The organism is Fischerella sp. (assembly GCF_013388695.1).
In the GTDB taxonomy this organism is placed as follows: Bacteria; Cyanobacteriota; Cyanobacteriia; order Cyanobacteriales; family Nostocaceae; genus PCC9605.
The window spans coordinates 25,398-40,661 of the sequence record NZ_JACAEU010000094.1 but is presented as its reverse complement, the minus strand read 5'-3'; the positions used below and the strand labels follow the sequence as shown (position 1 = coordinate 40,661).

The window sequence follows — 15,264 nt, the reverse complement described above, 5'->3', positions numbered from 1 at the left end:
GATTAGGGATTGGGGATTGGGGATTGGAGAACGAGATCCAATACCTCGATGCACTTCGCACCGCACGCGAGCGCGGCCCCCCCAATCCCCGATCCCCGATCCCCGATCCCCGATCCCCGATCCCCAATCCCCAATCCCCTTTCCCCAATCCCCAATCACTAACCAATAGGTAACGTGAAATAAAAAGTGCTACCCTTTCCTAAAGTGCTCTCTGCCCAGATTTTGCCTCCATGCTGTTGTATTATGCTGCGACAAATTGCTAATCCCAAGCCAGTACCCCCTTGATGACGGGAGTTAGAAGCATCGACTTGCTGAAAGCGATCAAAAATTGTTTCTAGTTTATCTTCAGGAATACCTCGCCCTTGATCTTTGATTTGGAACAAGAGATACGAGGTAGGGGGAGTAATAAATTTATTTTCCAATTTATTTTCCTCCACATCCTCCACTTTCTTCACTTCCCCTTCTTGTTCAAGTTCAATACTCAGACATACAGTGCTACCTGGAGGCGAAAATTTAATGGAGTTGCTGAGTAAGTTGGTAATTGTCTGGATGATGCGGTCTGGATCTGCCCATAACTGCACTGATGCTGGTGTCAGTTCTAGGTGAATTTCTGCTTTCTCAGCCATTGCTCGCATCTCATCTACAGCCTGAATCATCAAGTCTGCGGCGTTACATATCTGTTTGTGCATCGTCACTTTGCCTGAATTGATGCGCTCAATATCAAGGATGTCATTAATCAAGCGTACTAAACGGTTGGTGTTATCAAAGGCAATTTCTAACATCCGTTGACTTTTTTCAGGTTGATTGTTTAAGGAACCCCGTGCCAACAAACCCAAGGCACTACGAATTGAGGTCAAAGGTGTTCGCAATTCATGGCTGACGACAGAGACAAATTCATCCTTCATCCGTTCTATTATTTGTCGTTCGGTAATATCCTTAAAGATAACTACAGCACCAATAATTGTTTTTTGTTCTCGAATTGGTGTAGAGACGTATTCGACTGGAAATTTTGACCCATCGCGGCGGTAGAATATGTCGTCAGTGATATGTTGTACTGTTCCATCTTGCAAGGTGGCATAGATGGGATTGTCTTCTAAAAAATAGCGAACACCGTCGGCTCTAGAATGCTTAACAATTTCGTGCATAAACTGATTGATTAGTTCTTTCACCCCATATCCGAGCATTCTTGCTGCTGCTGGATTTACGAAAGTAATTTTGCCCTGACAATTTAAACCGTAAATTCCCTCGCCGGCTGAGTTTAAAATTAACTCGCTTTGCCGACTCAGACGTTCTAGTGAGGCTTGTGTTTGCTTGCGATCGCGAAGTGCGCGTTCTCGTTCGTTGATTTCTTCCAACAATCGTCTATTGGCTCGTCGTAACTCTGCGGTTCGCTCTTGAACTCGTTGCTCTAATTCGGCATTCAATGCACAGATTTTTTTCTCAGCTTGCTTGCGCTCTTCGATATCGCACTGCAAGTTGGCGTTGAGAGCATGGACTTGCTGATACAGTTGATATTGATGAATTGCGATCGCAAAGTGACTAGCCAAAGCTTGGGCAAGTTCAATTTCCGTAGTCTTCCATTCTTGGACTTGACCTCGCTTCAACTCTCGCCACACCTCAAAGGATTGAATCGGAGACAAATGTCTCTCATCATCGCGGTCTGGTCGTCGCGCCCAGATAGTTTCTACGTCTATTTCGTTACGAAAAATACTTAAATAACCCAAAATCTGCTGCCGATATTGCAAACGAACGATCAGCAAACTACGAATTCTAGCCCTCAAAAACGCTTGTGCTAAATCTGACTGTAGTGCCGCTTGATACAAATCATTAACAGCCCAAATTTGGCTTCCCTCAACAACAGTTGCTTCCATATTTAGCCATTCTCGCCAGCTGGGATGTTCTTCGAGGGGGGAAAATGAAGAATTTATTACTCCCCCTTGTCCTCTTTGTTTCCTTTGTCTCCTGCTCCCCTGATTAACAGGAAAAATCGGCTGTTCTCCGATGGTGAACAACTGTGCTTCTTCAGCAGGGTTCTGGGGGGTGATGCAAATTCTGCCACCTGCGCCTTGTAGCGCTGATACAGTTAACTCTAGTGCTTGTTGCAGTTGCATCTCAGTCATGGAGTGCAGCAGCTTGGCAACGCGATTAATTGTGGCTTCTTGTTGGGCTTGGAGGCGGCTTTGTTCGAGGAGAGTAGATTGAGCGATCGCAATTGATAATTGATCTGCGACTAACTGCACCGCCTGTAATTCTTGCTCTGTTATTTGACGCGGTAAACTATGATGGGAAACTAATAAACCCCATAATTGCTCGCGATGCAAAATTGGCACTACTAAAGAAGATTGCACTCCCATTGAGGTGAGGTATTCTACATGACAGGGGTCTACCGAGCGAAACCGAATATCATTTTTGAGTTCGATGGATTCGTCAGCTTCTGGAAGAGGACTCAGTCCAATTTGTTGTGCTGCTACATCTACAATTGAACGCTGACGAGCCAACAAAAATAATTCTCGAGCTTCAGATGGAATATCCTGAGCAGGGAAGTGTTGCCCTAGTAAGGATGGCAGATGTTCTTTATCAACCGACTCTGCCACAACTTCACCACTGCCATCTGTATCAAATCGATAGATTTTAACGCGGTCAGTCTCCAAGAATCCACGTATTTCAGCAACAGTTATTGAGAATATCGCTGGTAATTCCACAGATTGACGGATGCGATTCATCATCCGATGTAGCAGAACTTCCAAGGAAGTGATTTGCTTTTCACCAGCAGTGCTAGTGTCATTTAACGCCTTTGAATGGGGATTATTCGATGGCATCATCTAAAACATCGTGGCAAAGTATTTTCTCTAGTTCTGCAAACGCAGGCTGCTGTATTTCTTGCTTCAAGGCTATAACCAAGTTGTACAAATGCAACACTTGACTTTGATTAATGCTCATTTGCGATCGCAACATCTGCTCAACTTCAAAAGCCAAACGCGAACCTTTGGTAAAACCAAAGATGCCCAAAGCCCCTGTCAGTTTATGTGCAGCTTGTTGTGCTTGTTGTCTTAATTCATCTCCCAGGTTGTTTTCTAGTAATGCTTCTGTGGCTTGCTCTAGGATGATGATGCGATCGCAATTCTTAACTTTCAACTTCTCCCATAATTTAGTTAGCGCTGCTTTAGTTTGTTGTATACCATTCTGTAAATCTTTAGTCTCGTAACATAAATCTCTTGTCTGTTGTTTTGTACTTGGTTTTACACCATTCAATCTGTGATTTTCTTTTGTCTGTTGTGGCAATTTTTGAGAAGATGTAGGTACTTTCAGGCGATAACCCAGACCATACACCGTTTCAATAAAATTATTCTCCGCTCCTGCTTGTTTGAGTTTTTGTCGCAAACCTTTGATGTGAGCCGTAACTGTATCCTCTTGGGGAGCTTCTTCCGTTGACCACAGGTGTTCTAAAATGTCGCCGCGGCTAAAAACTTGATGTCCGTTGCGAAGAAAAAGCTCTAGCAAACGATATTCCTTGGGAGTCAAATTTAGAAGATGACTGTTATAGGTAACTTCACATTTACCAGGATCAAGACGCAGGTTTTCCCATTCCAAAACCGTTTGTAGAGTTGAATTTCGCCGCCGCAATAAAACCCGAATTCGAGCTAATAATTCTGACATGTCAAAAGGTTTAACAAGATAATCATCTGCTCCAGCATCCAATCCCATCACTTTATGAGTGCTAGAATTTTGCGCTGTTAATAACAGCACGGGAGCTTGATAGTTATGAGAACGTAACCTTTGACAAAGCTGAATACCGTCCAACTTCGGTAGCATGACATCCAACAAAATTAAGTCATAGTTGAAAGCTTCTACAAGCTCCCAGCCCAATTCGCCATCATTTGCAACATCGACAGCATAATGTTGATTTCCAAGGATATTTTCTAGAGTATTGGCAATACACTCGTCATCTTCAACTAATAAAAGTCTCATGAAATATCGCCCTGTTATTAATCGGAATATATGGAATCACACGCTTGTTTGTGGAGCTTTAACAATGCGGAGATATGTTTAATAAAAATTTTCCGCTGTTCCATGCCGATTTATCAAGCGTGACATTCGCAACTAATTCAGTTGACTTTTCCGATCATCTTTCGATGATGTCAAAGAAAGAATTCCAGAGAAAGATAAACAGGGAATATTCGCCTTTTCACCTTTCACTTTTTTAACAAGCAGCGTTGTAGAATTGCCATGCGATCGCCCCACTCCCTTTGAAAAGGCTCGGTCTACAAAAGGAAAGTATTTTGTTAAAATGCGTAAGTTATGAATTAATTCAGAGATAATAGCCAGAAAATCAAAATCAGGAGAATCAAAAAATTTGGTTAATAAAAAAATAACTGATTGTTCACAACAACTGTTACTAACATTTTCCGAGTTTAGGAGAATTGAGCTACTAAATGTATTATCCCTCCTCTAATAAACAGAAATGTTTCTTTACATCAATTGGTCAGGCGATCGCTTTCCTCGGACGCTTTTGTTACTAAGAGGAGAGAAAAATACTGGTTGTATCTTGAGCCTTAAACATTATCATGAATTGCGCCAGCCTCCCAAAGGGAGGAGCTACGAAGATCGCATCCCAGCTTTGTCATTTAAATCCTCTTATTGAAAAAAATACGTAAAAAAGGGGTTTCAGATTATTCTCGGTCTAAAGTAACAAAAGAGAGGGATTATGGTGTTTACGATTACAATCATTATTAACAGATTTCTCACAAAACTAGTTAATTAGCTTCAAGAAAGTTTTAGTTTCTTTACTTATTTTTATAACTGCTAGAGTACTTTAAGGCGAAAAATCTTTAAAGATCCCCGACTTCTTAAAGGATGCCGCTGACGAGTCAGGGGTGACACCCCTCATCAACGAGAAATAAACAACTAGGGGCTATTCCAGGACGCGATCGCACCATGAATGTTGTCTCGAAAAGCCTATAAAACCGTTGGGGTGAGGGGTCAACCCACCCACCATTTGCCAACAGTATCCGCAAGAGTTGTCGGGGATATTGTGTGGCAAAAAGCACTAATAAGCACTAAAGTTCTAATTACAAACCAGTATTTAAAATCTGCTCAGATTTACTTTTCAACTATTATTTTGTGAAGTTTTGTAAATAAAATTAATTCCTTCATTAGTTCTTCATGTTTTTTCACTATTCTGCTTTTCATCAATCTTGAATAATATTTTCGTCGTAGCTGATGAAGGTTTGACTGCAAATATATAGCCCATCGCCTTTGGTGTGAGAATGTGCTGCGATGGAAACTCCTGCCCATTCAGTGAGGATGTATTGAGTATGAAGCTAGAGTCAGACCATGTAATTGCAACCTCAGATAGTAGCGATTACACTTCTGAGCCAACAGCAAACAAACTCTCAGAAAGACGCAAAAAAGTTAATCATTGGGAAAAATTTTGTTCATGGGTTACTAGCACAGAAAACAGGCTATATATTGGCTGGTTTGGTGTGTTGATGATTCCATGCATCTTAACAGCAACGACTGTTTTTATCATCGCCATCATCGCTGCTCCTCCTGTAGACATGGATGGAATAGGTGCGCCCATTTCCGGTTCAATACTTTCTGGGAATAACATTATCACTGCTGCTGTTGTGCCAACATCGGCTGCAATTGGTCTGCATTTTTATCCGATTTGGGAAGCTGCTTCTCTTGATGAGTGGCTTTACAATGGCGGGCCATATCAAATGATTGTGCTGCATTTTTTGATTGGCATCATCGCCTATCAAGACCGGGAATGGGAACTGAGCTACCGCTTGGGAATGCGTCCGTGGGTTTCTTTAGCATTTACCGCTCCCGTCGCCGCAGCTGTCTCAGTGTTGTTAATCTACCCAGTTGGACAGGGTAGCTTATCTGCGGGAATGCCTTTAGGAATATCTGGCACATTTCACTTCATGTTGCAGTTTCAAGCAGACCACAACATCTTGATGAGTCCTTTGCATCAGTTAGGAGTGATTGGGGTTTTGGGTGGTGCTTTTGCGGCTGCAATGCACGGTTCCTTAGTCACATCTACCCTAATTCGCAGCCATAATCACAGCGAGCCTGAATCAATTAACAAAGGGTACAAACTTGGTCAACAACACCCAACCTATAATTTTAGGTTTGCCCAAGTTTATCTATGGCACTTGATATGGCATCGTGTCAGTTTTCCTAACTCTCGCACATTGCACTTCTTCTTGGCAGCTTTACCAGTAGCAGGAATTTGGTCTGCGGCTTTAGGTGTAGACATCGCTGCGTTTGACTTTGACTACTTGCAATTCCATCAGCCTGAGATCAAAAGCCAAGGGCAGATTATTCACACTTGGGCAGACACAATTGATTGGGCTTCTTTAGGGATAAAAATTTTAGATGAACGCCATATTTATGACTTCCCTGAAAACTTAACAGCAGGTGAAGTAGTGCCTTGGAAGTAGGCATCTTGAATTTTCAATTTGGAATTTTTTATGACTACTATTTCCACACGATCAACGAGCCGTTTCCCAACCTGGGATAGGTTCTGCAATTGGGTAACAAGTACCGAAAATCGTCTGTATATTGGCTGGTTCGGCGTCTTGATGATTCCTTTGTTAGGAGTTTCTATCTGCGTCTTTACGATCGCCTTTATTGCCGCTCCCCCAGTGGATATTGACGGCATCCGCGAACCAGTATCTGGTTCACTACTCTACGGCAACAATATCATTACCGCCGCCGTAGTTCCTATGTCCAACGCGATTGGACTGCACTTTTACCCCATTTGGGAAGCAGCTTCTATGGACGAATGGCTCTACAACGGCGGGCCATATCAAATGATTGGTTTCCACTACATTCCAGCCCTTGCTTGCTACATGGGGCGTGAGTGGGAATTATCATACCGTCTGGGAATGCGTCCTTGGATTGCAGTTGCCTACAGCGCCCCTCTTGCCGCTACAACTTCAGTATTCTTGATTTACCCAATTGGACAAGGCAGCTTCTCTGACGGTCTGCCTATGGGTATCAGCGGCACTTTCAATTTTATGTTTGTGTTCCAAGCCGAACATAACATTCTCATGCATCCCTTACACATGATTGGAGTCGCTGGAGTCTTGGGAGGTTCGCTGTTCTGTGCAATGCACGGTTCACTAGTGACATCAAGTCTCATCCGTGAAACCACAGAATTAGAATCGCAGAACTACGGTTATAAATTTGGTCAAGAACAAGAGACTTATAACATCGTTGCAGCCCATGGTTACTTTGGTCGCCTAATTTTCCAGTACGCCAGCTTTAACAATAGCCGCTCATTGCACTTTTTCCTCGCAGCTTGGCCGGTGATTTGTATTTGGGGTACTGCTATAGGCATCAGCACAATGGCGTTTAACCTGAATGGCTTCAACTTTAATAATTCCATTCTTGATTCTCAAGGACGTGTACTCCCCAGTTGGGCTGATGTGTTGAACCGAGCAAACTTAGGTTTTGAAGTGATGCACGAACGGAATGCTCATAATTTCCCACTGGATCTTGCCGGTGGTGAAGCTGTTCCTGTCGCAATCACAGCGCCTTCCATCACTGCCTAGTCGGTTTTCAGTTGTCAGTTTGATTCCTCCCTGACAACTGAACCATTTCCTAATCGATTTGTTGTTAGTTGTTGGTTGTTGGTTGGTTGGTTGTTGTTTGTAAGCTACTAACCACTAACTACTAACTACTAACCACTAACTAAAAAAATCAGGAGTAATTAATGAGCGTCATCACCGAATTAATTCTGAATGCTGATAGTGAATCTCGCTATCCTGCTCCTAAAGAGCTAAGAATTTTTCAAGACTTTGTGAAAACAGGAGACCAACGAATTCGGATTGCAAAAATCTTGGCAGAAAATGAACAACTCATTGTGCAACGTGGCAGCCAGAGATTTTGGGAACGCTGTCCTAATACTCCTAGTAATAGTGGCAACGAGCGGAAAACAGCTTCCTGTCAGCGTGACCAGGGTTGGTATGTTCGCTTAGTTGCTTACTCAGTCTTGGCGGGCAGTGAGAAACCCTTGGAAGAAATAGGCACTGTTGGCATTAAAGAAATGTACAACAATTTAGAGATCCCACTCAGAAATATAGTGGAAGCAATGCGCTGCATTAAAGAAGAAGCTGTATCCATGATGAGTGAGGAAGATGCTGTTGAGGTAGGTCCATATTTCGACTACATCATTAGAGCGTTGTCATAGAAAGAACGAACGGATGAAGAATGAAGTATGAAAAATAAAAAATAAATTTATACTTCATTTTTCGTCTTTTCTTAAATATCTATTACTCAATCAAACACTCAACTTAAGGACACAAGATTATGCAAGACGCAATTACTTCTTTGATTAATTCTTCTGACGTTCAAGGCAGATACCTGGATAACAATTCTTTAGACAAGCTACAACATTACTATCATACTGGTGATATGCGAGCGCGTGCTGCTACTACGATTAGTGCTAATGCCAAAACTATCGTTACTCAGACAGTAGCCAAATCTCTGCTTTATACAGATATCACGGCTCCTGGTGGCAATATGTATACTTGTCGTCGTTATGCTGCTTGTGTTCGAGACTTAGATTACTTTTTGCGCTATGCTACCTACGCCATGTTGGCTGGCGATCCCTCAATTTTAGACGAGCGCATTCTGAATGGTTTGAGGGAAACTTATAACTCTTTGGGCGTTCCTATTGGTGCAACTATACGAGCAGTGCAAGCAATGAAGGAAGTAACTAATAGCATGATAGGTGCTGATGCGGGTAAAGAAATGGGTGTTTATTTCGACTACATTGCTTCTGGCTTGAGCTGAAGACCAATAAATAGGGAATAGGGAAAAACGATTAATCATCAACTCCCATTCCCAATTTCCAATTCATACTTTTTTACTAGCAATTAACAATTTCCTATTTCCAATGAGCATTATTATAAAATCAATTGTAAATGCCGATCGCGAAGCTCGGTATCTCAACGCGGGTGAGTTACGCGCAATTCAAGAGTTTTATGAAAGTGGAGTTTCCCGGCTGAATCTTGCCGTGACTCTGACGGAAAATGAACAAAAAATTGTAGAAAAGGCAAGTCTAAAATTTTGGGAACGCTGTCCAAATACGCCTAGTAATAGCGGCAATAGAATGTATCGGAATTCGTGCTTGCGCGATCAAAGTTGGTACATTCGTTTGATTACTTATGCTGTGGTAGTGGGAGATGTAGAGCCTCTAGCAGAAATTGGCACTATTGGAGTTAAAGAAATGTACGAATCTCTAGAAATTCCCCTACCCAATCTAGTGGAAGCAATTCGTTGCCTTAAAGAAGTATCTTTAGACTTATTTACCTTAGAAGATGTCACCGAAGTAGCACCTTATTTTGACTATTTGATTCAGAGTTTGATGCCTTAATTGGTTAGTAGTTAGTGGTTAGTAGCTAATACTAAAAACCAACAAACAACAAATAACAAACAACAACCAACAAATAAGAAATGAGTGCTAAAGCAAGTAGTAGTAGTTCAGTTGCTCATCCACAACTATATCAAACTGTACCTATTGCAGTTATTTCACAAGCAGAACAACAGGAGCGTTGTTTAAAGCGTACTGAACTTCAGGAGCTAAAGTCATTTTTTAGTTCTGGTAATAAGCGTTTAGAAATTGTAGAAACGCTAACTAAAAATGCAGACGAAATTGTATCTGTGGGGGCAAATCGGATTTTTGTTGGTGGTTTTCCAATGGATTACTTGGAAAAACCCCAAGACCCTTTAGGATTGCCAGGTTCTGGTTACTATGTGGGTGAGGATTTCCTGAGTGCAGCACGAAGAAATGGTTATGTTCTGGATAAGGAACGGGTGAATTTAATACCAACGCCAAGATTTTTCAATCCTTTAAGGAGTTGGTGGGAACAAGCGCGTACCCTCTTCACTGACAGAGATCCACTTCCGGAGGGTTTCCGTTTTATCAATATTTCTCGCTATGGGCCAACGAGAATGAAACGGTCTATGCGAGACTTAGCGTGGTTTTTACGGTATATAACTTTTGCAATTGTTGCTGGTGATACTAGTATTTTGTCAGCCAATGCCAGAGGCTTGCGCGGCATCATTCCAGAAGATGTAACAGATGCTACCGTTGTTGCTCTTAAGGAAATGCAACGTCAATCCCTCAGTTACTTTGCAAATGATGCTGAGGCACAGGAAATTATCAAGCATAATTTTGAGGTATTGATATCGGAATACCTTGTTGAAAAACCTCCAGTCCAACTTAGAATTGGGGTTTCCGACGAGCAACAGGGTTTGGTATTGCCTCAAAGTTATGCGATCGCCTCACTCGTGCGACTCAAATATGTGATGAAATCGGTCTTACCAGAGACAGAAAAGCAAGCAGTAATTAAAGCTGCCTATCGGCAAGTCTTTGAGCGCGATGTGACTGCTACCTATGGTTTCCCTGTAGATGAATTGGAGTCCCAAGTCAAGGGTGGACAAATTTCCATGAAGGAATTTGTTCGTCGTTTGGGTAAATCTCGCCTCTACCGCAGACTTTTCTGGGAGCCGTACACCATCAGTCGCGTGATTGAATTGGCAATGCGTCACTTTTTGGGACGGGGATTGAGTTCTCTAGAAGAGTTCCAAGAATACTTTGCTGTAGTTACCAAAGGTGGTTTACCTAAGCTAGTTGACACTTTGGTAGATTCCCAAGAATACGCTGACTACTTTGGCGAGGAAACAGTACCATATCTGCGTGGCTTGGGACAAGAAGCTCAGGAGTGCCGTAATTGGGGGCCACAAATAGATTTGTTTAAATACAGCACTGTTGTTCACAAAGTACCCCAGTTTGTCACCCTGTTTGGCAAATACACCAAACCATTACCCAATCAGCATCCTTACGGTTCTGGTAACGACCCCCTCGAAATTCAATTTGGTGCAATTTTCCCTGTCGATACTTTACCCGCAACGACTCTCCACAGTCCTGCACCCTTTGGTAAAGATAACCGCCGCATTCTGATTAGCTCGAATGGCTTGGGACAAGTTCCAGGAACTTTGGGAAAGGTAATCAAGTTAGATCATCCAGAGAAGTTACACACAACATCTCTAGTCAATGGAAAACAAGCACCACCCAACATCAGTCTTGCGAATAATTCCCCATCCATAGTAATTCAGGCGGCTTATCGGCAGGTATTTGGACGTGATGTCTTTGAAGGTCAGCGTATAACAGTCGCAGAATCAGCATTCCTAAGTGGTGCAATTACCATGCGGGAGTTTATCCGCCAGTTAGCCAAATCTAAATTATTCCGCAGAATGTTTTGGGAACCACTGTACGTAACTAAGGCGATTGAATATATCCATCGGCGCTTGTTGGGTCGTCCTACCTATGGGCGACAAGAAATGAATCATTACTACGACATCTCTGCAAATCAAGGCTTTTACGCACTGATTGATGAAATGATCGATAGCCCAGAATATATGCAAACTTTTGGAGAAGATACGGTTCCTTATGAACGCTATGTTACACCCAGAGGTTTTGCAATGCGATCGCCTAAAGCGTCTTACGCTGTAAATCTGTCGGAAAAATCTTTGCTGTCATCCCCATCAGAATTAGACAGGTTTGTTCCCAACCACCGCAACGGAGAAACACAAACTTTGCCAGAGTTGGTAAATGGGTGTGATACTAACCTCCAAGAACAAAAGCTGGAAGCAGAATTAACTCCAGTGATTGAGTCTGAAAGCGAAGAAAGCTATATCAATCCAGTCTGATTGAGAAAAATTTGTTTTTCTTGGTGTCTTTGTGTCTTGGTGGTGAAAAATCTTTTTTTGAAACACAAAGGCACAAAGACACAAAGAGCTAATCCTAATTGCCAAATCCAAAATCCAAAATTGAAATGAGTCTCGTAAAGCAGGTAATTGAGAACGCTGATGAACAGATGCGTTATCCTACCCCCGGAGAAATCCGCATGATTCAAAATTTTTGCCATTCGGGGGACAAACGGATTCGCATTGCTACAACTTTGGCGAGTAACCAAAATCGGCTTGTAGAAAGAGCTAGCCAGAAGTTCTGGAAGCGGTGTCCAGTGACACCCAGTAATAGCGGCAATATGAGGAAAACAGCTTCCTGTCAACGCGATCAAGGTTGGTATATCCGTTTAGTTGCCTATTGTGTTTTGGCAGGAAATGAGCAGCCGTTGACGGAAATTGGCACAGTGGGAATGCAACAAATGTATCAATCTTTAGGAATTCCGCTCTCTAATTGGGTTGAGGCGGTGCGTTGTATTAAAGAAGAAGCTCAAGCACTGCTTGGTGATGAAGATGCTGCGGAAGTCACTCCTTATTTCGACCACATTATTCAAACTCTCTCCTTTCCAGGTGCTCCTTATTTTATGAATGATGGTCGGTCGGATTGGTGAACAAAGTTTTTTAGCAAAAGGATAAGTGATTATGACCATTGCAATTAGACCCTCACGGACAAGGGGGTTTGAATGGTTTTATGTCCTCGATGACTGGCTGAAACGCGATCGCTTTGTGTTTATTGGTTGGTCGGGTTTGTTACTCTTTCCCTGTGCTTACCTGGCGATTGGGGGTTGGTTTACTGGTACGACTTTTGTTACTTCTTGGTATACTCACGGGATTGTGAGTTCTTATTTGGAAGGCTGTAATTTCCTGACTGCGGCTGTTTCCACTCCTGCTGATAGCATGGGACATTCCTTGCTGTTTTTGTGGGGGCCAGAGGCGCAGGGAGATTTTACCCGCTGGTGTCAAATTGGTGGTTTGTGGACTTTTGTCGCCCTGCATGGTGTCTTTGGTTTAATCGGCTTCATGCTGCGCCAATTTGAGATTGCTCGTGCAGTTGGCGTTCGACCCTACAATGCGATCGCTTTTTCTGCTCCCATCTCCGTATTTGTTTCTGTCTTCCTCATTTATCCATTAGGACAATCTTCCTGGTTTTTTGCGCCTTCGTTTGGGGTCGCTGCAATTTTCCGTTTCTTACTATTCTTCCAAGCTTTCCACAACTATACGCTGAACCCGTTTCACATGATGGGAGTCGCTGGTGTATTGGGAGGTGCGCTGTTGTGTGCTATTCACGGTGCGACAGTGGAAAACACCTTGTTTAGAGACACCAGAGGTTTTAACACTTTCGGAGGATTTTCTCCTACTCAAGCAGAAGAAACCTATTCGTTTGTGACTGCAAACCGCTACTGGTCGCAGATTTTCGGGATTGCCTTTTCTAACAAGCGATGGTTGCATTTCTTTATGTTGTTTGTGCCAGTTACGGGCTTGTGGATGAGTTCTATTGGCATGGTGGGTTTAGCTTTTAACCTGCGGGCTTATGACTTTGTATCTCAGGAAATCCGCGCAGCCGAAGATCCAGAATTTGAAACATTCTATACCAAAAATATCCTGCTGAATGAGGGAGCCAGAGCCTGGATGGCGACTCAAGACCAGCCCCATGAAAAGTTTGAATTCCCTGAAGAGGTAATGCCTCGTTGAAATGCTGAATGAGGGAGCCAGAGCCTGGATGGCGACTCAAGACTAGCCCCATGAAAAGTTTGAATTCCCTGAAGAGGTAATACCCCGTGGAAACGCCCTTTGATTCTACAGTTTCAAAACCAAAAGACGAAGTTCAGAAACCTGCTTATATCGTCAATTCACCAAGCGAAGGCCGTGATGAAGCCTCCACTGGATATGCTTGGTGGGCTGGTAACGCTCGTTTTATTAACCAATCTGGTCGGTTTTTAGGTGCTCATGTTGCCCATGCAGGGCTGATTGCCTTCTGGGCAGGAGCGATGCTGCTGTTTGAAGTCGCTCACTATGTCCCGGAAAAACCGATGTATGACCAAGGTCTGATCTTAATGCCTCACATTGCCGCCCTTGGTTTTGGTGTCGGGCCAGGAGGTCAGGTAGTAGATATCTTTCCATTTTTTGCGATCGCTGTAGCTCACCTCATTGGCTCTGCTGTTTTGGGTTTTGGTGGCATCTATCACTCCCTCAAAGGCCCGCAAAAACTTCCTGGTTTCTTTAACTTTGATTGGAGCGATAAAGATAAAGTCACTAGCATTTTGGGATATCACCTTATTGCTCTGGGTGTCGCCGCCTTCTTACTTGTCGGTAAGGCGATGTTGTGGGGTGGGTTGTATGACACCTGGGCACCCGGAGGTGGTGGCGTACGCCTTGTTACCAATCCTACTCTTGACCCCAGAATCATCTTTGGTTATCTGTTCAAAGGTTTTACAGGTGGAGCAGGTAATATTGCTAGTGTTGACAACCTAGAAGATTTAGTCGGCGGTCATATTTGGATCGGTTCGCTGCTGATACTTGGTGGTATTTGGCACATTGTTACCAAGCCTTTTAAGTGGACTCACAAAGCCTTTATTTGGTCGGGTGAAGCTTACCTTTCACAAAGCTTGGGCAATGTAGCCGGACAAGCATTTATTGCCACGATGTTCATCTGGTTTAACAATACTGCCTATCCCAGCGAATTTTACGGGCCGACAGTTGCTGAATCTTCCAATGCTCAGGCGCTAGTCTTTCTCGTGCGTGACCAAAATTTAGGAGCAAATGTTGCTTCAGCACAAGGCCCCACAGGTCTAGGGAAATATTTAATGCGATCGCCAACCGGAGAAATTATCTTTGGTGGGGAAACCATGCGCTTTTGGGATGTCAAAGCCCCCTGGCTAGAACCTCTGCGTGGCCCAAATGGTCTAGATATTGACAAACTTCAGCATGATGTCCAGCCTTGGCAAATTCGCCGTGCTTCTGAATACATGACCCATGCGCCCATTGGTTCCCTGAATTCTGTCGGCGGCTTAGCAACTGAACTCAACTCCTTTAACTTTGTTGGGCCCCGTGCCTGGCTAGCTTCTGCACATTTTGTCTTTGCTCTCCTTTTCTTAGTTGGTCATCTCTGGCATGCCGGTCGCGCCAGAGCAGCCGCAGCAGGCTTTGAAAGGGGTATAGACCGAGAAGATGAGCCAGTTCTATCCATGCCTCCATTAGATTAGTTGGCGATCGGGGATCGGGAATAGGGAATTACTTAATCCTTAAACTCTCCCTTCTCTTCCCATTTCCCAATCCCCTATCACTAATCCCCAATCTCCCCACTCCCCATTAGGACTATGCAGTATTTGCTCAAAAATCAAATCATTGACTCCGTGGTTCACATAACTTTGTTGATGTTTTTTTGTGTAATTTTGTCTTTTTTGAAAAATTTTTTCCCTGATTCAGCATCAGGTACATACCTACGACTTTTGTTCTAAATAAGAGATTGAATTCTCTTAACTCTTGACTTTTGACTAAGGA

At 43.2% G+C, this 15,264-nt stretch carries 13 protein-coding genes; 10 read left to right on the top strand and 3 right to left on the bottom strand.

Going from position 1 to position 15,264, the window contains the following annotated elements; genetic code table 11:
• Positions 1-158 precede the first annotated feature (158 nt).
• On the bottom strand, positions 159-2,822 hold the full coding sequence (locus HXY43_RS12890; protein WP_290883583.1) for an ATP-binding protein: 2,664 nt from the start codon (positions 2,820-2,822) through the stop codon (positions 159-161).
• Positions 2,806-3,969 (bottom strand): response regulator, encoded by a 1,164-nt coding sequence (locus tag HXY43_RS12885; protein ID WP_290883582.1) that lies wholly within the window; start codon positions 3,967-3,969, stop codon positions 2,806-2,808. Before HXY43_RS12885 ends, HXY43_RS12890 begins: the two co-directional genes overlap by 17 nt.
• A 493-nt stretch (positions 3,970-4,462) precedes the next feature.
• On the opposite strand from HXY43_RS12885, the gene HXY43_RS12880 reads away from it, so the two are divergent.
• A complete protein-coding gene (locus HXY43_RS12880; RefSeq protein ID WP_197036114.1) occupies positions 4,463-4,642 on the top strand; it encodes a hypothetical protein in 180 nt (59 codons plus the stop codon).
• A 226-nt stretch (positions 4,643-4,868) separates the two neighbouring features.
• Here HXY43_RS12880 and HXY43_RS12875 read toward each other — a convergent pair whose 3' ends face one another.
• Positions 4,869-5,048 (bottom strand): hypothetical protein, encoded by a 180-nt coding sequence (locus HXY43_RS12875; protein ID WP_290883581.1) that lies wholly within the window; start codon positions 5,046-5,048, stop codon positions 4,869-4,871.
• 267 nt (positions 5,049-5,315) lie between these two features.
• On the opposite strand from HXY43_RS12875, the gene HXY43_RS12870 reads away from it, so the two are divergent.
• The 9 genes from HXY43_RS12870 (at position 5,316) to psbC (ending at position 14,966) form a co-directional block, all read left to right on the top strand.
• Positions 5,316-6,446: a photosystem II q(b) protein gene (locus HXY43_RS12870; protein WP_290883580.1), complete on the top strand. Its 1,131-nt coding sequence runs from the start codon at positions 5,316-5,318 to the stop codon at positions 6,444-6,446.
• Between the two features lie 30 nt (positions 6,447-6,476).
• Entirely contained in the window at positions 6,477-7,562 is a 1,086-nt protein-coding gene (gene psbA / locus HXY43_RS12865) for a photosystem II q(b) protein (RefSeq protein ID WP_290883579.1), read from the top strand.
• A 161-nt stretch (positions 7,563-7,723) separates the two neighbouring features.
• Positions 7,724-8,200 (top strand): allophycocyanin subunit alpha-B, encoded by a 477-nt coding sequence (gene apcD, locus HXY43_RS12860; protein WP_290883578.1) that lies wholly within the window; start codon positions 7,724-7,726, stop codon positions 8,198-8,200.
• Between the two features lie 119 nt (positions 8,201-8,319).
• The gene (gene apcB, locus HXY43_RS12855; protein WP_290883577.1) at positions 8,320-8,805 is read left to right on the top strand and encodes an allophycocyanin subunit beta; all 486 of its coding nucleotides are present in this window, start codon (positions 8,320-8,322) and stop codon (positions 8,803-8,805) included.
• 103 nt (positions 8,806-8,908) lie between these two features.
• Positions 8,909-9,388 (top strand): allophycocyanin subunit alpha-B, encoded by a 480-nt coding sequence (apcD, locus tag HXY43_RS12850; protein ID WP_026734726.1) that lies wholly within the window; start codon positions 8,909-8,911, stop codon positions 9,386-9,388.
• An 80-nt stretch (positions 9,389-9,468) separates the two neighbouring features.
• The gene (locus HXY43_RS12845; RefSeq protein ID WP_290883576.1) at positions 9,469-11,727 is read left to right on the top strand and encodes a phycobilisome rod-core linker polypeptide; all 2,259 of its coding nucleotides are present in this window, start codon (positions 9,469-9,471) and stop codon (positions 11,725-11,727) included.
• Positions 11,728-11,852: 125 nt separating this feature from the next.
• Complete coding sequence (gene apcD / locus HXY43_RS12840; protein ID WP_290883575.1) at positions 11,853-12,374, top strand: allophycocyanin subunit alpha-B; 522 nt, start codon at positions 11,853-11,855, stop codon at positions 12,372-12,374.
• 31 nt (positions 12,375-12,405) lie between these two features.
• Positions 12,406-13,455 carry a photosystem II D2 protein (photosystem q(a) protein) gene (psbD, locus tag HXY43_RS12835; protein WP_290883574.1) on the top strand — a complete coding sequence of 350 codons (1,050 nt, stop codon included), beginning with the start codon at positions 12,406-12,408 and terminating at the stop codon, positions 13,453-13,455.
• Positions 13,456-13,541: 86 nt separating this feature from the next.
• On the top strand, positions 13,542-14,966 hold the full coding sequence (gene psbC / locus HXY43_RS12830) for a photosystem II reaction center protein CP43 (RefSeq protein WP_290883573.1): 1,425 nt from the start codon (positions 13,542-13,544) through the stop codon (positions 14,964-14,966).
• The last annotated feature ends 298 nt before the right edge of the window (positions 14,967-15,264 follow it).